Genomic DNA, 18,440 nt, shown 5'->3' with positions numbered 1-18,440 from the left:
GAAGACCCATGGCCGACCTCAAGAACCTCAAGGGCATCAAGGAAGCGGACCGCAAGCTGCTCGAGGAAGCCGAGGAATGGCTCGGGGCAGAGCCCACCAAGATGGGCGCGGTGAAGAACCTCTTCTGGGGCAAGCTCAAGGAGGACTTCTACTTTCCGTACCCCGCGATGGACGCGCGCGAGCAGGCCGAGTGCGACCAGTTGCTCGCCCGCCTCGACGAGTATCTGCGGAACGAGCACCCGTCGATCCTGATCGACCAGGAGCAGGAGATCCCCGACTGGGTCGTGCGGCGCCTGTTCGACCTGGGCGTGCTGGGGATGACGATCTCGAAGGAGTACGGCGGGCTGGGCATGGGCATCACCAGCTACAACCGCGTGCTCGAGCGGATCGGGATGTACTGCGGGTCGACGGCGGTCATGGTGTCGGCGCACCAGTCGATCGGCTGCAAGGCCGTCATGCTCTTCGGCAACGAGGAACAGAAGAAGAAGTGGCTCCCGCACCTGGCGAAGGACTGGCTGAGCGCGTTCTGCCTGAGCGAGCCCAACGTCGGGTGCGACGCGGGCGGGCAGGAGACGTACTTCGAGCGTGACGGCGACTACTACCTGATCACGGGCGAGAAGAAGTGGGCGACGTCGGGGGCGCTCTCGAGCCTGTTCACGGTCATGTGCCGCGAGAAGCGTGCCGACGGCAAGGGGAAGATCTCCGCGATCGTCGTGCACCCGTGGATGCAGGGCGTGGAGGTCTTCCAGAAGAACCGCAGCAAGTGCGGCATCCGGGGGACGTGGCAGGCGCGCATCCGCTTCCACGGCGTGCGCGTGCACAAGAGCCACCTGCTCGGGCAGGAAGGGCGGGGCTTGCAGATGGCGCTCTCGTGCCTGAACTACGGGCGCTGCACGCTCTCGGCGGGCATGCTGGGCGGGGCGCGCCGGGCGCGTGACCAGGCGACGAAGTGGGCGATGACGCGCTTCCAGTTCGGGGCGCCCCTGGCCGACAAGGAGCTCGTGCGTCGGAACATCGCGCGCATGAGCGCGTACGACTATGCGATGGACAGCGTGCTGTACATGACGACGGGCATGCTGGACCGCAAGGACGAGGACCACCAGGTCGAGACGGCGTTGTGCAAGGTCTTCTGCTCCGAGATGGGCTGGCGCGTGACGAACGACGCCATGCAGATCATGGGCGGCGAAGGCTACATGACCGAGAACGAGATCGAGCGCATCTTCCGCGACTCGCGCATCAACCTGATCGTCGAGGGCGCCAACGAGGTGATGCAGTCGTACATCTTCGGGTACGGGGGCAAGGCCCTGGCCGAGCAGATGCTGGGCGTGAAGCAGACACTGCTGAAGGACCCCGACGAGTCGCTGGGAACGTTCCTGGCCCGTGCGGCGAAGGCGACGTTCAACATGCGCCTCATGTCGATCGCGGTGCCGCTGGGGCTGGAGGTGTACTTCGGGATCCGCCGGAGCGCCCCGCGGATCGACAAGGTGCTGCCCGAGCTGCGTCCTGTGGCGGACCGCCTGTGCAACCTCGTGCGCGAGCACAGCTACCAGTTCAAGGTGATGAGCAAGAAGTACGACGTGGCGATGCTGGACCGCCAGGCGGTGCAGGCGCGCGTGGCGGACGTGGCGATCTTCCTGCACGCGTGGGCGTGCACGCTGGCGAAGCTCGACGCGGACATGCGGGCGCACGCGGGCAACGGCGCGGGGGACCAGGAGTTCCAGCGCGACAAGGCCGCGGCGCTGCACTTCTTTGACCTCGCGGAGGTCGAGATCTACACGCGGTTCCGCGAGATGTACGAGAACGCGGACGCGACGATGCTGAAGGCCGCGGACGTGGCGATGGCGCACAACGCCGCCCTGCCCAACGCGCAGTTCTCGATCCCCGAGCGCAGCCCGGTGGCGAAGGGGACGGGGCGAGCGCTCAAGCAAGAGGGCATCAAGCAGTTCCCGGGCGGCCCGTGGACCGGCCCGGTGCCCGACGACGCCCGCACGCCGACGCCGTCGGCCTGAGAACCCTGTTGACCGCCGACATCCACCAACTCCAGTGCCTCGAAGTGTGGGGCGGCAACGACGAGAGTTCGCGCGGCGTCCGCATGTACGGGCTCGACGCGTGGCTGCTCTCGCGTCCCAGCGGCGGGGACGCCTCGGGCGGGGACATTCATTACGTCTCGTCGTGCTCGTCGGGCATGATCACGCGGATGCTGCTGGCCGACGTCGCGGGGCACGGCACGACGGTGTCCGACGTCGCGCTGCGCCTGCGCACGCTGATGCGCCGCAACGTGCAGCGGCGCGACCAGGACGTCCTCATCGGCGCGATCAACGCGGAGTTCGCCGCGATCTCGGACGACGGACGCTTCGCGACGGCCCTCATCGCGACGCACTGGGCCCCCACCGGCGAGGTGGACGTCACCCTCGCCGGGCACCCGCCCCCGATGATCCGGCGTGGCGGCGGGGCGTGGACGGCGCTCGAGCCCGAGGTCTCCGCCCCGCACGCGGCCCCGGGCAACATCCCGCTGGGCGTCATCGACACGGCGACCTACCGCTCGACGCGGGTGCGGCTGGGCGACGGCGACACGGCGCTCTTCTACACCGACGGCATCGTCGAGGCCAGGTCGCCGCAGGGCGAGATGCTGGGCTACGACGGGCTGGCGCGTCTGCTGGCGTCCGAGCCCCTGGAGCCGGCGGAGACGTTCGTCGAGCGGCTGTACGCGCGGGTGCAGGCGTTCGCGGGGCGGGCCGAGCCCGAGGACGACAGCACGCTGCTGCTGGTGCGGCGGAACCGCGCGAGCCTGACGCGGGGGCTGGCGGCCCGGGTGCTGCGGACGCCCCTCAACTGGGTGCGAGAGAAGCTGGAGCGGCCGGGCTTGCCCCGTGCGTCGGCGCGTCCCGCGTGACGACCGGGGGCGGACGGGTGAATAGCCCCGCCGCCTACGCTTGGCCCATGCCGATGCGAACCGTGTACGAGGGCAAGGTCGAGTACCTCCAGATCCTGGACGAGCGGGGCGTGCTCGACGAGAAACTGGCGAAGGACACGCTGCGCGACGAGGACGTCGTGGAGCTGTACCAGTACATGTGCAGGTGCCGCGCCGTGGACGAGACGGCGTTCAAGCTGCAGCGCGCCAAGCGCATGGGGACGTACCCGCAGAACAAGGGGCAGGAGGCGGCGGCGATCGGGTCGGGCTTCGCCGCGAAGCGCGGCGTGGACTGGCTGGTGCCGTGCTACCGCGAGAACGCGGCGCTCTGGATGCACGGGCTGCCGATGCACTACGTGTTCATGTACTGGATGGGCGACGAGCGCGGGAGCCAGATCCCGCAGGGCGTGAACGTGCTGCCGCTGTGCGTGCCGATCGGGACGCACATGCTGCACGCGACGGGGATGGCCTGGGCGTTCAAGATGCGCAAGGAGCCCCGGGTGGCGCTGACGTACTTCGGCGACGGGGCGACAAGCGAGGGCGACTTCCACGAGGCGATGAACTTCGCGAGCACGTTCCAGGTGCCGTGCGTGTTCATCTGCCAGAACAACCAGTGGGCGATCAGCGTGCCGCGCGAGCAGCAGATGAACTCGGCGACGGTGGCGCAGAAGGCGCTGGCGTACGACATGCCGTGCATCCAGGTGGACGGGAACGACCTGTTCGCGATGTACAAGGCGACGCGGGACTTTGTGGAGCGGGCGCGGTCGGGGGGCGGGCCGGCGTTCATCGAGGCGGTCACGTACCGCCTGGCCGACCACACGACGGCGGACGACGCGCGCCGGTACCGCGACGCGGCGGAGGTCGACGCGTGGATCGCCAAGGACCCGCTCATCCGCCTGAAGAAGTACCTGACGGGCAAGGGGCTGTGGAACGAGGCGAAGCAGGCGGAGCTGGACGAGATGTCGAAGCAGACGGCGGCGGACGTGGCGAAGGCCGCCGAGAGCATCGAGGCTCCCACGAGCGACGACATGTTCCTCACCACGTTCGCGACGATGACGCCCGAGCTGGACGTGCAGCGCCGGACGCTCCGCACGCACGGGCTGGGGCAGCATCCGGAGCAGGCGGGGCTGCGTCAAATGGCCAAATAGCACAGATGCAAATGGTCAAGTCAGCGCGGCACAGAGGACCACACCGTACTAATACTCGGGCGGTAGGCGAACTCAGACGTTGGGGGCGTTGATGGGACGGCTACGCGAAGAACTTCTCGAACGCGTCGAGTCGTTCTCGCACCGGGTGGCCGACATCGCCGATGCCTTGGAGGGCATGGGCAAGAGCCGCCGGGTCGTCGATCAGCTGTATGGGTCGGGAACATCGGTCGGAGCGAACACGTTCGAGACCACCGAGGCGATGAGCCGCGCGGATTTCTGTCGAGGCGTGAGCGTGATTCTGAAGGAGCTTGCTGAGGTTCGGTACTGGGTCCGGTTCGTGGGCAGGCGAGGTTGGATCGCCACGGACAGACTCACGGATGTTGAGCAGGAAGCACACGAGCTGCGGCTCATCTTCGGCGCGATTCTGGCCCGCACTCGTCGAGAAGCCACCAACAGATAGGTTTGCGGCACGGCCCACGTGCGGTCCGCGCTCCGCCGCGTGTACAGACGCTCTCTCCACTGTCCCTTGTCGCCCGGTTCGTACGGTTCCCTCGCTTTGCACCTTTGCATCTTTGCGATCTGGCCATTTCGATCGGAGATTCTCATGCCTCGCACCGAGCAGATGATCAAGCAGGGCCTCACCCTCGTCGACGCCATCAACGAGGCGCTGTACCAGGAGATGGAGCGCGACGCGCGCGTCGTGTGCCTGGGCGAGGACGTGGGCCTCAACGGCGGCGTCTTCCGCGTCACCGAAGGGCTCCAGAAGGTCTTCGGGCCCGATCGCGTGATCGACACCCCCCTGGCCGAGTCGGGCATCATGGGCACGGCGATCGGGCTGGCCATGGCCGGGATGCGCCCGGTGCCCGAGATCCAGTTCGAGGGGTTCCTGGGCCCGGCGTTCGACCAGCTCGTGAACCACGCGGCCCGGTACCGCAACCGCTCGCGCGGGGCCGTGACGGTGCCGATGACGGTGCGCGTGCCCTGGGGCGGGGGCATCCACGCGCCGGAGCTGCACAGCGACTCGCCCGAGGCGATCTACGCGCACACGCCCGGGCTCAAGGTGGTCATCCCCAGCACGCCCACCGACGCCAAGGGGCTGCTGCTCTCGGCGATCCGCGACCCCGACCCGGTGGTGTTCTTCGAGCCCAAGCGCGTGTACCGCTCGCACCGCGAGTTCGTGCCCGAGGAGGAGTACACGATCCCCATCGGCGAGGCGAAGGTCGTGGCCGAAGGGACGGACCTGACGATCGTCACGTGGGGCGCGTGCCTGCACACGTGCAACGAGGCGCTCGACCACTTCCCCGAGGACGTGTCGGTGGAACTGATCGACCTGCGGACGATCTCGCCCTTCGACGCCGACACGGTGGTGCGGAGCGTCGAGAAGACCGGGCGGTGCGTGGTCGTGCACGAGGCGCCCAAGACGGCGGGCTTCGGCGGCGAGATCGCCTCGGTCGTGCAGGAGCGCTGCTTCCTGCACCTCAAGGCGCCCGTGCAGCGCGTCGCGGGGTTCGACGTCATGATGCCCTACTACAAGCTCGAGCAGCACTACCTGCCCGACGCCAAGCGCGTGGAAGAGGCGGTCATGCAGTGCCTCGCGTACTAGGGCGCCGCGCGTGACCTTCCACGACCTGCTCGTCCGAGGCTGGGTGTTCGTCGCCTGCATCCTCCCCTGCATGGCGGCGTTCAGCGCGTGGCGCGCGCACCGGCGTGACGTTCCCTGGGCGGCGATCTGGCTGCTCGGCGCGCTCGCGGCGGCGGGCGTCGGCGCCATCGTCGCGACGTCGAACGACCTGCCCATCGGGCGGTACATCACGGCGCAGCGCCGCGCCGAGGTCACGCGCTCGTGGGAGGCGCTCTCGCCGGGCGAACGCACGCGCATCCGGCTGCTGCGGGGCGGCGCGGGATTCGCCGCGTGCGCGCTGGGCATCGGCGCGACGCACGCCGCGTGGCGCGTCACGCGCCGGGCTCGCTAGCCGGCGACCGGCGTCAGCCCCTCGCCGGGCCTCACCAGCGCCACCTTGGTGTACGCCAACTGGAAGCCCATCCGCCGGACGTTGCGCTCGGTGCCCGCGCCGGGCAGCGAGCCGATGCACGCGATGAGGCACCCCCGCCGGGCGGCTTCGTTCAATCGCCACGCGAGCAGCGCCTGCTGGATGCCCCGGCGCCGATACTCCGCCAGGACGCTGAGCCCGAAGAGCCCGGCCGAGGGCGGGGTTGCCTCCATCGCGCCCGCGCCCACGAGGCGCCCGTCGAGCCACGCCCCGACGCCGATCGTCCGCTCGTGACGCAGCGCCCGCGCGCACGACTCGAGGAACTCCTCGGCGATGGGCTGGCCCGGGGGCATGAACCCCGACACCGCGACCATCGTGTGCGCACGCACCTCGTCGTCGCGGCGCACGTCCACCGCGCGGATCTCGAGGCCGGCGGGCGTCTCGACCAGCGGGCGGGCGGGCGACGCGGGGTCAAGCTCGCGGAAGAAGCACATCTCGAACTGGCGCACGACGAACCCGCGCGACGCCAGCCCACGGGCCAGCGTCTCGTCGGCGAAGGGGCACACCTCGATGCGGGGCTCGACCCCGTGCGACTCGTGGAACGCGATCAGTTCGTCGATCTCGGCGTCGGACACCCGCGCGCCCAGCCCCAGGCCCACGGCGGAGTTGTACCACGTGCCCGGCGCGCCCCGGGCGACCGTGCCCCCGGCGAGCGCGCGAGACTCGGGCGCCACGGCGGCCAGCCCGGCGGCCTGGCGCTGCTCCTCGATCAGCGCGATGTCTCGCAGCGAGCGCACGGGGACAGTGTACCGGTCGGCCGACCGGCGCACGCCAACGCTCACTCCCACTTGGGGCCCCGGGGCACTAGACTACGTGCTTGTCCCGCCCCGCCCCGCGTCGGCGGCTTTTTACGAGGTTCATCATGGCGCATGCGGCTTCGAAAGACCCGAACGTGTTCCTGCTCCCGGACCTGGGCGAAGGCCTCGCCGAGGCCGAGCTGATCAAGTGGCGCGTCGAGGTCGGGCAGACCGTCAACGAGCTCGACGTGCTCGCCGAGATGGAGACCGACAAGGCGCTCGTCGAGGTCACCAGCCCACGCGCCGGCACCATCGCGGGCCTGCACGGCGAGCCGGGCTCGATCATCAAGGTCGGCGCGCCGTTCGTGAACTACGAGCCCGCCGCGGGCGCCGCCTCTGAGAAGCCCCCGGAGAAGGCCGCCAAGCCCGCGTCGCGCGGCAGCGCCAACGGGTCGCACGCGGACGCGGCGCCCCGGGCCGACGTCGTGACCGATCCCCCCGAGCGGACCGCCGACGACGGAACGGTCGTCGGGATGATGAACGCCCCGAGCGGGAAGGCCCTCGCCACGCCCGTCGTGCGGCGTTTGGCGCGCGACCTGGGCGTCGACATCGATCGCGTCCCGGGCTCGGGCATCGGCGGGCGCGTGCTGGAGAAGGACGTCCGAGCCGCGGCGGGCCAGGGCGCACCGGCGCGCACGACCGCCGCCCCGACGTCAGCGCCGGCTGCTTCGCCCGCGCCCAGCCGCGCGAGCGTGCCGCAGAGCGAGCGTGCCGCGCCCGAACGTGCGGCCCCGGCGGCCAGCGCCGGGCCCGACGAGGTGACGCGCATCCCGTTCCGGGGCGTGCGGCGCACGATCGCGAACCGCCTGCGCGAGTCGATGGACCGGTGCGTGCACTTCACGGTGATGGACGAGGCCGACGCCACGCCCCTCGACGGGCTGCGGCGCAAGCTCGCCGGCGCGAGCGGCGAGAAGGTGTCGTTCCTGCCGTTCGTCGCATCGGCGGTGTGCCGCGTGCTGAGCGACGCCCGCTTCCGGGCGCTCAACGCGACGGTGGACGAGAAGCCCGAGGACGAGCAGTACGCCGCGTCGATCATGCAGCACCGCAGCGTGCACCTGGGCATCGCGACCGACACCGACACGGGCCTCATGGTGCCGGTGGTGCGCGACGCCGACCGCATGGGCGTGCTGGAGATCGCCCGGGCCGTGACGGCGGTGGCCGAGAGCGCCCGCAACCGGACGGCCTCGCGCGAGCAGCTCAGCGGGAGCACGTTCACGATCAGCAACGTGGGCAGCCACGCCGGGCGCTTCGCGACCCCCGTCATCAACTACCCGGAGGCGGGCATCCTCGCCGTCGGTCGCGCGAAGGAGGGCATGGTCGTCAGCAAGGGCTCGTTCCGCGTCGGGCTGCTGCTGCCCCTCAGCCTGGCGTGCGACCATCGCGTGGTGGACGGCGCGACGGCGGCGCTCGCGCTGGCCGAGATCATCGCGCTGCTGCAGAAGCCCGAGGACTTGCTGACGCCCGCGCGCGGGTAGTCACGCTCCGCGGGACACTCTCGCCCCGCGCCGCGCCCTAGTGCATCCGCGCGGTCACGAGCCCTTGGAGTACTCGGACCCGCGACCCACCGCCCGCGCGTGCCCGTGCCGCGCCTTGTTTTGCGTGGTCGGCGTGAGGTGGAACGTCGCGACGCAGCGCCCGACGCGGCGTTCCTTCGCCGCGAGGCGCGCGAGCACGTTGTCCTTCTTGCGCTTCTTGGCGAGCGCCTGGGGGAGCAGCGCCTGCTGGACGATCTCGAGATCGACGGTGAGATTGAACTCGGCGCCCGAGGCGATGAGTTTCTCGATGTCGTCGCGCGGGGTGACGCGGTAGAGCGCGGGCCCGAAGCAGGGGCGGAGGAACTTGTACGTCAGTTCCTTGCACACGATGCTGTACCCCCCGCCGGTGCGGGCGAAGATGTACATGCCCCCGGCGATCTCGCTGTTGGCGAGGAGAGCGGCGCCGGCCATCGCGTTGTACCAGTTGCGGTTGAAGCGGCGGAAGGGGAGTTCGGCGGCAAAGGTCGTGTCGTCGACCCGCTTCATGCGGATCCCGCTCTTGAACGCGTAGGGCAGCCAGATGAGCGAGCACACGCGGTGCCAGAAGTGGTTGCGAGAGGAGAGCCGCGCGATGTACGCCTCCACGCGGTCCATGAGCGACATGGTCGTCGTGGGCGCGGGTCGCTGCACGGCCTGCTCGTCCGCCGCCTCGCGCGCCATCGCCGCCGCATCGGGCGCGGGCGAAGCGGTCGGGCTGATGGCGTCGGTGGCGTCGGGCACGTGGATCCTCTCGGACGCCCGAGTTTAGGTCCCGTCGGCGGCGTCCGGAATCAGATCAAACCACCCGCCCGCGTTCGCCCGCACGCGAACGCACGGGGTGACGGGGTCGTGATCGAGCACGAGGAGCCAGTTTCCCCGGGCCGCCTCGTCGAGGAACCACCCGCGCGTCACCATGCTGGTGTAGGGCTCCACGTCGTAGGCGAGGCTGTACGCCGCGCCGACGTGACGCGTCGTGGGCATCACGTCGGGCGTAAACACCACGGTGCGGCCCTGCGCGTCCGTGAAGCGCACCGCCTGCTGCCCCCACGTGTGCCCGGGCGTCAGGAACACGGATACCCCGGGCAGGATCTCTGTCTCGCGCATCGCGACCGGCGTTGGCGGGCGCTCGGCGCGCCCGGGGGTGTAGCCGGTCGCGAACGGGCGGGGCGAATCGACGGTGACGATCTGATCGCGCACGGGCTCCAGGTGGTCGCGGAAGTACGTCCGCGTCATCACGCTGCGGTTGGCCAGTGCGTCCTCCCACTCCCGCGCCTGCGCGTAGACCCGGGCACGCGGGAACGTCCGCACCACCCCGATGACGCCCGCGGCCCCCGGGCCCGTCCACTCGGGCGTCTCGCCCGGGCGAGCCAGACGGGTCAGCCCGCCGGCGTGGTCGAAGTGCAGGTGCGAGACGACGACCGCGTCGATCTGCTCGGGCTCGGTCTGGGCCTCGCGCAGGGCGTCGGTGATCGACCGGTTCTCGAGCGCGAAGATGTCGCGGTTCTTGTCGTCCATCTTGTCGCCGGTGCCGGTCTCGATCAGCACCCGGCGCGTCGCGTCGCCCTCACGCCGCCAGAGCAGCAGGCAGTTGTGCTGCACGTCCATGCGGCCACGGTCGTCGACCGGCAGGGACCGGCTCCAGACCGTCCGGGGCACAAGCCCGAACATCGACCCCGCGTCCAGACGGAACGCACCCGCCCGGAGCAACTTCCACTCGTATCGCGCATCGCTCATGGGCGCGAGCATAGCCTGCGGCCCCAGATGGATCGCGCCGCCCGCACCCCGCCGCCCGCCCCCCGCCCCGACGTGCCCGTCCGCTCGCTGGCGATCGTGCTGCCGTGCCGGAACGAGGCCGACGCCGTCGCCGATGTCGTCGACGGCGCCCTGCGCTGGGGCGGCGCGTCGGCGCCGGTGCTCGAGGTGGTGCTCGTCGACGACGCGAGCACCGATCGCACCGGGGGGATCGCCGACGACCTGGCGCGGCGCGACGCGCGCGTCCGCGTGGTGCACAACGCGCGCTCGCGCGGGTACGGCGGGGCGCTGCGGGCGGGCTTCGCCGCCACCACCGCCGACTGGGTCTTCTACACCGACGGCGACGGGCAGTTCGACCTCGCCGAACTCCCGGGATTCCTCGCTCATCTGGTCGACGCGGACGTCGTGATCGGGCGCCGGGCACGCCGCGCCGAAGGGCCGGTGCGCCGGCTGAACGCGTGGGGGTGGACGCTGGCGGTGAACGCGGCGTTCGGGCTGCGCGTGCGCGACGTGGACTGCGCGTTCAAGGTGTTTCCGGGCGCGTTCTTGCGGGCGCTGCCGCTGGTGTCGGACGGCGCCCTGATCTCCGCGGAACTGCTGGCGCGAAGCCGGCGCGCGGGGCTGCGCGTGGTGCAGCGCGACGTCTCGCACCACCCCCGGCGCGCCGGGCGCGCCACGGGCGCGAACCTGCGGGTCATCGCCCGCGCCTTCCGTGAGCTTGTGTCGCTGCGTGCGACGATCCGGGGCGGGGCGTCCGGGCGGGGGGCGAGCGTGCCCCCGGAGCCCGAGCGCCCCACGCCGCCCGGGGCGAACGATCCCCCGCGTTCTCGGTCGACGCCGCCCGAGTAGAGTGAACCCCGTGCAGCCGCTTTCCAACAGCCCGACACACCCGCCGGCCGCCGGCACATGGCGGCTCGCGCCCGCCGCGGTGGCGCTGTTCATCGGCACGCTGCTGGTGCTGTCGCCCGCGCTGCGGAACTCCTGGACGGGGTGGGACGACACGGCGTACGTGCTGAACAACCCGCTGATGCACGCCCCCGACGCCCTCGCCCGTATCTGGACGACCCGCGACACCGAGCAGTTCTACCCGCTCACGTTCACGTCGTACTACGTGCAGCACGCGATTTTCGGGGCCGCCCCCGCGGGGTATCACGCCGTCAACCTCGTGCTCCACGCGTTGAACGCCGTGCTCTGCCTGGCGCTGGCCCGCGCACTGGGGCTGGGCAGGTGGGCGGCGTTGTTCGCGGCGGCGCTCTTCGCCATCCACCCGACGCAGGTCATGTCGGTCGCGTGGATCGCCGAGCACAAGAACACCCTGTGCGGCACATTCGCGTTCGCCTCCGCGCTCGCCTGGGTGCGCTCAGCGCGATCCACCCGCGTCGCGCTCTGGTACGCCGTCTCGCTCCTCGCGTTCGTGCTGGCGATGCTCGCCAAGACCGCCGTCATCGGGCTGCCCTTCGCGCTCGTGCTCCTCGACACGTTCGTGCTTCGCACCACCTGGGGCGGACGCATCGCCCGCATCGTGCCCATGCTCATCGCCGCGGTCGCGCTGGGCGTCATCACCTACCTCTTCGAGCAGAAGTTCGTCGATCGCCAGAGCCCGGACTGGATCCCCTCCCTCGCCCAGCGGCTCCAGATCGCCGGCGCCGCCCCGTGGGCGTATCTCTGGCACCTCGCGTGGCCCTGGAGACTCTCGCCCGCGTACGGCCCGTGGGGCGTCGACGCCGCCCGCCTGCTGTGGTGGCTGCCCCTCGGGGTCAGCGCGCTCGCCGGCGTCGCGCTGCTCGTGGGGCATGGGCGCGGGCGTGTGTCGGGGTGGTGGGTATGGGGCGCGGGTCACTTCCTGCTGCTGCTGGGCCCGACGCTCGGGATCATCGCGTTCGGCAACCTCGCGGTGACGCCCGTCTCGGACCACTTCCTATACCTCGCGTCGTTCGGGCTGTTCCTGCCCGCGGCCCGCGCGGGGGAACACCTCGCCGCGCGACTGAACCCGACGCCGATCGCCGCCGGCGCGGCACTCGCCCTGGTCGCGTGCGGGTTGCTCTCGTTCCGCGACACGCGGGTCTATCGCGACGCGGTCTCGATGTGGACGCGGGGCGTGGAGGTCGCGCCGAACAACTACACGGCTCACTTGGCGCTGGCGGAAGGGCTGTCAAAGTCCGGGCGTGTGCGTGAGGCGCTGCCCCACTACCAGCGGGCCGTCGAGCTCCGCCCGAACTGGCCCGACGCGTGGCTGTTCCTGGGCGCGACGTCGCGCGACGCGGGCGACATCGAGACCGCGGCCCGCGCGTTCGGCCGGGCGTTCGAGCTGTCGCCGGCGAACGTCGAGGCCGCGGTCGGGCTGGCGTCGGTGCTCGAACTGCAGGGGGAGATCGAGCGCGCGCTGGCGCTGTTCGAGGGGGCGGTGGCGCGGGAACCGCGTCACCTCGAGGCCCGCCTGGGGCTGGCGAAGATGTACCTGGGGTACGCCCGGTACTCCGACGCCCTGTCGCAGTTCGAGGCGGCCCGCGCGCTGCGTCCGGATCTATCGTGGACGCACCTGGGGGTCGCGACGAGCCTGCGCGGGCTGCGGCGGCACGCCGACGCGATCGCGAGCCTGCGCGAGGGCCTGCGCCGCGTGCCGGACGACGTCGCGGTGCTGAACATGCTCGCACGCCTGCTCTCGACCGCGCCGGACGACAGCGCCCGCAACGGCCCGGAGGGCGTCGAGCTCGCCTCGCGTGCGGTAGAGATCGGGGGCGGACATCCGCACCTGCTCGACACGCTCGCGGCGGCGCTGGCCGAATCGGGGCGGGCGGCGGACGCGTCGCGCGTGTCGTCAGAGGCCGCCGCGCTGCACGCACGCTACAACACCCCGGAGGCGGCGGCCCAGAGCCGTGAACTCGCGGCTCGGTACGCGCAAGGGGAGAGACTCCGCGAATGACCCGCGCCCCCGCACCACATCCCGCCGACGGCGCCCGCAACGCGTCAACGCCCGCGCCCAACGCCGGCGCGCCCCTGGCGGGCGCGCGCATCGCGGAGTGGACGCGCATCGCGGGCTATGCCGCGTTCCTCGCCTGCTCGTGGACGTGGTGCATCGGGATGTACCTGCCGGTGATCCTGCGGCGCGACTTCGGCCCGTGGGCGTTCGCGATCTTCGCGATCCCCAACTGCCTGGGGGCCGCGGCGATGGGCGTGATGCTCTGGCGGCGCGGCTCCAGCGAACGCCTGCTCTCGCGCCACGCGCTCGCCGCCCGCGTCTTCTCGCTCGTCACGCTCATCTTCCAGGTGTGGTTCTTCGTCTCGCTCCTGCGCTGGGCATCGGTCGATCGCCTCTACCTCGCGGGCGGGGTCGGCCTCGGGGTCGTCGCCGGGCTTCTGGCCGTCGGCGGGAAGCCGAGCCTGCGCCGCGCGGCGTCGGCGATTCTCTGGAGCGTGTCGCTGGTGCTGGTGCTGTCGTGGCTCAACGCCCCCGCCCCCGCGAGGCCGCCCGCGCCGCTCCCGGCGCCGACCGAGGGCGTGCTCGACCTGCTCGTGCTGGCGCCGATCAGCCTGTTCGGGTTCGCGCTGTCCCCGTACCTGGATCTCACGTTCCACGCCGCGCGCCAGTCACTGCCGGGTCGCGCCGGCACGCAGGCGTTTCTGTACGGGTTCCTGCTGCTGTTCCCGTGCATGCTCGCGCTGACGTGGGCGTACACGCCCGCGCTGCTCGGCGCCGATCCCGTGCACCCCGAGCGCGGCCTGCCGGCGCTGGTGGGCGCCCACATCGGGGCCCAGCTCGCGTTCACCGCGGTGCTGCACCTGCGCAGCGCCGCCGCCGGCCCGCCACCGGCCGGCGCCGCGATCGCGTGGGGCGCGGTCGCGCTGGCCGTCGTGCTCGCCCTGGCGGGCTTCCTTGTCCCGGCGGGCTGGACGTACTCGAAACTCTCGCTCTTCGAGCTCGTCTACCGGGTGTTCATGGGCTTCTACTCGCTCGTCGCGCCGGCGTACGTGCTGCTCGCCGTGGTGGGCGGGGGCGTGATGCGTCCCGCCCCCGACAAACGCACGTGGCTGGTGTTCGCGGGCGCGATCGCGATCGCGTCGCCCCTCTTCTGGATGGGGTTCGTCGAACGCGAGACGCCCTACCTGCTCGTGGGCCTCGGGGTGGTGCTGCTCGCCAAGGCGTTCATCCGCCGGGCGGAGAGCCCGCAAGCCGATCGAGCACGGCCCGCGCGGTCTGCGTGACCATCTCTTCCTCGCCCGTGCCCGCCGCGATCGCCGCGATGCGCTCGCGCAGCGCCCGCGAGAGATCGTCCTCGGGCCCACGCGCCACCACGTTCCCCGCCGCGATCAGCGCGTTGCGCTTCATGATCGCCAGCGACGCGCGCTTCATCGCCGATGACCGGAACGCCTCGCGCCGCGCCGACTCGTCCCACCCCAGCACCGCCAGCAGATCAAGCCCGCGCCGGTCCGAGCGGTACGCGCTGTGCACGGCGTCGTCGCCCTGCCCGGCCCGCGCCGAGTTGTGCGGGCACACCTCCTGGCACACGTCGCACCCGAAGATCCAGTCGCCGATCCCGGCGTGCAAGTCCGGCGGCACGAGCCCGCGCCGCTCGATCGTCAGGTACGAGATGCACCGCGACGCGTCGACGCTGTACGCCGTGATCGCCCCCGTCGGGCACGCCTCGATGCAGCGCGTGCACGTCCCGCAGTGATCGTCCATGGGGCGGGACGCGGGCTCGAGCTCCAGGTTCGTCGCCATCACGCCCAGCAGCAGGTAGCTCCCCCCCTGCGGATGGATCACCATGGTGTTGCGCCCGATCCAACCGAGCCCCGCCAGGAACGCCAGTTCACGCTCCGGCAGCGGCGCCGTATCGACGCACGTGCGGAAGTCTGACCCCGGGAAGCGGACCCGCATCCGGTCGGCCACGCGGTGCAGGCGCTGCTTCATGACCTCGTGGTAGTTCTTCCCCCGCGCGTACCGGGCGATTCGACCCTGGCCCCGCTGGGGCGCGTCGGCGCCGCCTCGGGCGGCGTAACGATCCCCCACCACCACGAACGCCCGGGTGCCCTCCATCACCCGCCCGGGATCCAAGCGCACCTGCAACTCCTCGGCCAGGTAGGACATGCTCCCGTGCTTGCCGGACGCGAGCCACTCGCGAACATGGGCGGCCCACCGGCTGGGCTGCACCGGGGCGACGCCGGCCAGGGAGAATCCCTCGTCGGCGCAGGCCCGGAGAACCACGTCGGCGCGTTCTCGTGGAGAACTTGTCGGTTGCTGCGATCCGGCTCCCCCGAGGGGGCCCAGCGTTGGTCGAGGGGGCCTCACGACGACGAGACTGTAGCGGCGGGTCCTTGGTGGTGGAACGTGCCGCGCCCCGGGCCTATCATGGATGTTTAACGAAACACTGTCGAGACGGAACCAACCATGGCATTGATCGCCGAAGACCGCGCCCAGATCGTCAAGTCCGCCGCCCGTCATCCGACGGACACGGGCTCACCCGAAGTGCAGATCTCGATGCTGACCGCGCGCATCAACGAGATCGCCGAGCACCTGCGCTCGCACGCCAAGGATAATCACTCCCGGCGCGGGCTCCTGATGATGGTCGGGCGGCGCAACCGCCTGCTGAAGTACCTCGCGAAGACAGATCCGAACGCATACCAGGCGCTCATCGCCCGACTCGGGCTTCGCAAGTAATCGTTCCCGCCCCGGCGCGGCACACCGCCCCGGGGCGGCTTGGTTTTTGGGGCACCCCGGCGCCCCCACATCGAGCGGAGCGGCAGTGGGCACGGTGCAGTCAGGACGGCCTGCCTGCATCATGCCTTCTGCCTCTCGCAGATTCCTTGTGGGACGCCGGGGATCACACTCGGCCAAGGGCGTGGGTGCGGACCGAACTCCGGTCGCGCCCGCGCCGGGTTCTCGTTCAGAGGGCCACGTCTAAGGAATCGTACACATGGCAGTAGCGCAGAATCCCGACCAGGGCCTGATCCGGGTCGAACGCGACATCGGCGGGCGGATCCTCTCGCTCGAGACCGGCGTCATCGCCAAGCAGGCCGGCGCCGCCGTGCTCGCCAACTACGGCGGGAGCACGGTCCTCGCGACGGTCGTCCGCGCCGGCCCGCGCGAGGGCATCGACTTCTTCCCCCTCACGGTCGACTATCGCGAGAAGACCCCCGCGGCGGGCAAGTTCCCCGGGGGCTTCAAGAAGCGTGAGGGCCCGCCCAGCGAGAAGGAAGTTCTCACGATGCGGATGATCGACCGCCCGATCAGGCCGCTCTTCCCCGACGGGTTCATCGACGAGGTCCAGATCCAGGTCTTCGTGCTGAGCCACGACCAGGAGAACGACACCGACGTGCTCGCCGGCACAGCGGCGTCCGCGGCGCTCGCCATCTCCGACATCCCATTCGAAGGGCCCCTCGCCACGGTCCGCGTCGGACGCCTGCACACCGACGACGGCCCGCGCCTGGTCGTGAACCCGACGGTGTCCCAGCTCGAGTACAGCGACATGGACGTCGTGCTCGCCGGGCACAAGGACGGGCTGAACATGATCGAGGTCGGGGCGGCCGAGGTCGACGAGGCCGGCGTGCTCGAGGCCCTGCAGTTCGGCGAGGCCCACATCAAGGACATCCTGGGCCTCATCAACGACCTCGCGTCGAAGTGCGCCAAGCCCAAGAAGGACGGCGCCAGCTACCTGCCCAGCCCCGAGATCATGGCCAAGGTCACGCAGGTCGCCGAGGCCGAGCTCACCAAGGCCCGCCAGATCAAGGGCAAGAAGGAGCGGTCCGAGGCGGTCGACAAGCTCCGCTCCGCCGTGCTCGACGAGCACTTCAAGATCGTCGGCGACGGCACCGTCGCGCAGCACGAGGCCAGCAAGAAGGCGCGCGTCATGGCCAAGGAGGCGTTCAAGCGCCTCGAGGAGAAGGTCACCCGGCGCCTCATCGTGCAGCAGCGCGTGCGCGCGGACGGGCGCGCTCCCACCGAGATCCGCCCCATCGGCGGGAAGGTCGGCATCCTCCAGCGCACGCACGGCTCGGCCCTCTTCCAGCGCGGCGAGACCCAGTCCATCTGCACCGTCACCCTCGGCACCGGCAAGGACGAGCAGATCATCGACGGGCTCATCCCCGAGTACAGCAAGAAGTTCACCCTCCACTACAACTTCCCGCCCTTCTCGACCGGCGAGGTCAAGCGCATCGCCGCCCCCGGGCGGCGCGAGATCGGGCACGGCGCCCTCGCCGAGCGCTCGCTCCTGGCCATCATGCCCCCGGCCGACAAGTTCCCCTACACCATCCGCGTCGTCAGCGACATCACCGAGTCCAACGGGTCGTCGTCCATGGCCTCGGTCTGCGGCGGGTGCCTCGCCCTCATGGACGCGGGCGTCCCCATCGGCGCCACCTGCGCGGGCATCTCCGTCGGGCGCTTCGCCGACGACAACGACCAGAACGAGATCTTCGTCACCGACATCATCGGCGAGGAAGATTTCTTCGGCGACATGGACTTCAAGGTCGCCGGAACGCGCGCCGGCATCACCGGCATCCAGCTCGACCTCAAGACGCGCGGGCTCACGATCAACCAGATCCGCACCATTCTCGACCAGGCGCGCCTCGGCCGCCTCGACATCATCGAGACCATGGAGCAGATCATCGCGGCCCCGCGCGAGAACATCTCGCCCCTCGCCCCGCGCCTCATCACCCTGCACATCGACCCCGAGAAGATCGGCAAGCTCATCGGGCCCGGCGGCAAGACCATCCGCTCCATCCAGGAGCGCTGGAACGTCACCATCGACGTCGACGACGACGGGACCGTGCAGCTCGCCGGCTTCAACGCCGAGACCATCGAGGGCGCCCGCGCCGAGATCGAGGCCCTCTGCGAGGAGATCAAGGTCGGCACCGTCTACACCGGCAAGGTCGTCTCCATGAAGGACTTCGGCGCCTTCATCGAGCTCGCCCCCGGCACCGACGGCATGTGCCACATCTCCGAACTCGCCGACGGCTACGTCAAGAGCGTGTCAGACGTCGTGAAGCTCGGCGACGTGGTGAAGGTGAAGGTCATCAACGTCGACGAGCAGGGTCGCATCAAGCTCTCGCGCAAGGCCGTGCTGCAGGAAGAGGCCAAGACCAAGAAGGCGCCCGAGGCCCCGGCCAAGGCCTGAGTTCGACCTTTGCCGCAGCGGGCTATGGACTTCCCCGCTGCGATTCGCTGGACAAATCCGCGGGCCGCCATGCTCACAGCTGCACCCCCGTGTCCCCTTGGACACGGGTTTTTCATTTGCCCACCCACAGTTTCCCCTTGACACATCGCGGGGGGGGGG

Annotated in this window: 16 protein-coding genes; 12 read left to right on the top strand and 4 right to left on the bottom strand. The window is 70.8% G+C overall.

All coding sequences use genetic code 11. The features are described from left to right. Window positions 1–8: 8 nt before the first annotated feature. The 6 genes from SFY69_13530 (at window position 9) to SFY69_13505 (ending at window position 6,032) form a co-directional block, all read left to right on the top strand. Entirely contained in the window at window positions 9–2,009 is a 2,001-nt protein-coding gene (locus SFY69_13530) for an acyl-CoA dehydrogenase family protein (protein ID MDX2133063.1), read from the top strand. 8 nt (window positions 2,010–2,017) lie between these two features. Beyond that, on the top strand, window positions 2,018–2,893 hold the full coding sequence (locus SFY69_13525) for a PP2C family protein-serine/threonine phosphatase (protein MDX2133062.1): 876 nt from the start codon (window positions 2,018–2,020) through the stop codon (window positions 2,891–2,893). A 47-nt stretch (window positions 2,894–2,940) separates the two neighbouring features. Continuing rightward, window positions 2,941–4,059: a pyruvate dehydrogenase (acetyl-transferring) E1 component subunit alpha gene (gene pdhA, locus SFY69_13520; GenBank protein MDX2133061.1), complete on the top strand. Its 1,119-nt coding sequence runs from the start codon at window positions 2,941–2,943 to the stop codon at window positions 4,057–4,059. Window positions 4,060–4,150: 91 nt separating this feature from the next. Beyond that, a complete protein-coding gene (locus SFY69_13515) occupies window positions 4,151–4,519 on the top strand; it encodes a four helix bundle protein (protein MDX2133060.1) in 369 nt (122 codons plus the stop codon). Window positions 4,520–4,663: 144 nt separating this feature from the next. Further along, on the top strand, window positions 4,664–5,662 hold the full coding sequence (locus SFY69_13510; protein MDX2133059.1) for an alpha-ketoacid dehydrogenase subunit beta: 999 nt from the start codon (window positions 4,664–4,666) through the stop codon (window positions 5,660–5,662). Window positions 5,663–5,672: 10 nt separating this feature from the next. Then, on the top strand, window positions 5,673–6,032 hold the full coding sequence (locus SFY69_13505; protein MDX2133058.1) for a hypothetical protein: 360 nt from the start codon (window positions 5,673–5,675) through the stop codon (window positions 6,030–6,032). Here the strand turns inward: SFY69_13505 and SFY69_13500 are convergent. Beyond that, window positions 6,029–6,847, bottom strand: coding sequence for a GNAT family N-acetyltransferase (locus SFY69_13500; protein MDX2133057.1), 819 nt, complete (start codon window positions 6,845–6,847; stop codon window positions 6,029–6,031). The two genes, SFY69_13505 and SFY69_13500, sit on opposite strands and share 4 nt — an antisense overlap. Window positions 6,848–6,972: 125 nt before the next feature. Here SFY69_13500 and SFY69_13495 point away from each other — a divergent pair, with 125 nt between their 5' ends. Further along, window positions 6,973–8,382 (top strand): dihydrolipoamide acetyltransferase family protein, encoded by a 1,410-nt coding sequence (locus tag SFY69_13495; protein MDX2133056.1) that lies wholly within the window; start codon window positions 6,973–6,975, stop codon window positions 8,380–8,382. Window positions 8,383–8,436: 54 nt separating this feature from the next. On the opposite strand, the gene SFY69_13490 is transcribed toward SFY69_13495, so the two are convergent. Together SFY69_13490 and SFY69_13485 are read right to left on the bottom strand one after the other, a co-directional pair. Next, window positions 8,437–9,162 (bottom strand): hypothetical protein, encoded by a 726-nt coding sequence (locus SFY69_13490; protein MDX2133055.1) that lies wholly within the window; start codon window positions 9,160–9,162, stop codon window positions 8,437–8,439. Between the two features lie 24 nt (window positions 9,163–9,186). Next, a complete protein-coding gene (locus tag SFY69_13485; protein MDX2133054.1) occupies window positions 9,187–10,155 on the bottom strand; it encodes an MBL fold metallo-hydrolase in 969 nt (322 codons plus the stop codon). A gap of 27 nt (window positions 10,156–10,182) precedes the next feature. Between SFY69_13485 and SFY69_13480 the strand changes: the two genes are divergently transcribed. Genes SFY69_13480 through SFY69_13470 form a run of 3 tightly spaced genes read left to right on the top strand, consistent with a single transcriptional unit; the run spans window position 10,183 to window position 14,376 of the window. Continuing rightward, window positions 10,183–11,022 (top strand): glycosyltransferase family 2 protein, encoded by an 840-nt coding sequence (locus SFY69_13480; GenBank protein MDX2133053.1) that lies wholly within the window; start codon window positions 10,183–10,185, stop codon window positions 11,020–11,022. Window positions 11,023–11,032: 10 nt separating this feature from the next. Further along, window positions 11,033–13,096 carry a tetratricopeptide repeat protein gene (locus SFY69_13475; protein ID MDX2133052.1) on the top strand — a complete coding sequence of 688 codons (2,064 nt, stop codon included), beginning with the start codon at window positions 11,033–11,035 and terminating at the stop codon, window positions 13,094–13,096. After that, window positions 13,093–14,376 carry a hypothetical protein gene (locus SFY69_13470; GenBank protein MDX2133051.1) on the top strand — a complete coding sequence of 428 codons (1,284 nt, stop codon included), beginning with the start codon at window positions 13,093–13,095 and terminating at the stop codon, window positions 14,374–14,376. Before SFY69_13475 ends, SFY69_13470 begins: the two co-directional genes overlap by 4 nt. On the opposite strand, the gene queG is transcribed toward SFY69_13470, so the two are convergent. After that, window positions 14,318–15,376 carry a tRNA epoxyqueuosine(34) reductase QueG gene (gene queG, locus SFY69_13465; GenBank protein MDX2133050.1) on the bottom strand — a complete coding sequence of 353 codons (1,059 nt, stop codon included), beginning with the start codon at window positions 15,374–15,376 and terminating at the stop codon, window positions 14,318–14,320. The genes SFY69_13470 and queG overlap by 59 nt on opposite strands. 183 nt (window positions 15,377–15,559) lie before the next feature. Here queG and rpsO point away from each other — a divergent pair, with 183 nt between their 5' ends. Beyond that, window positions 15,560–15,829 carry a 30S ribosomal protein S15 gene (rpsO, locus tag SFY69_13460; protein MDX2133049.1) on the top strand — a complete coding sequence of 90 codons (270 nt, stop codon included), beginning with the start codon at window positions 15,560–15,562 and terminating at the stop codon, window positions 15,827–15,829. 256 nt (window positions 15,830–16,085) lie between these two features. After that, a complete protein-coding gene (gene pnp, locus SFY69_13455; protein MDX2133048.1) occupies window positions 16,086–18,281 on the top strand; it encodes a polyribonucleotide nucleotidyltransferase in 2,196 nt (731 codons plus the stop codon). Window positions 18,282–18,440 lie beyond the last annotated feature (159 nt).

The organism is Planctomycetota bacterium, from assembly GCA_033763975.1.
GTDB lineage: Bacteria > Planctomycetota > Phycisphaerae > Phycisphaerales > UBA1924 > RI-211.
Note: the sequence above shows the minus strand (reverse complement) of the source record. Positions and strands in the feature narration are given on the sequence as shown.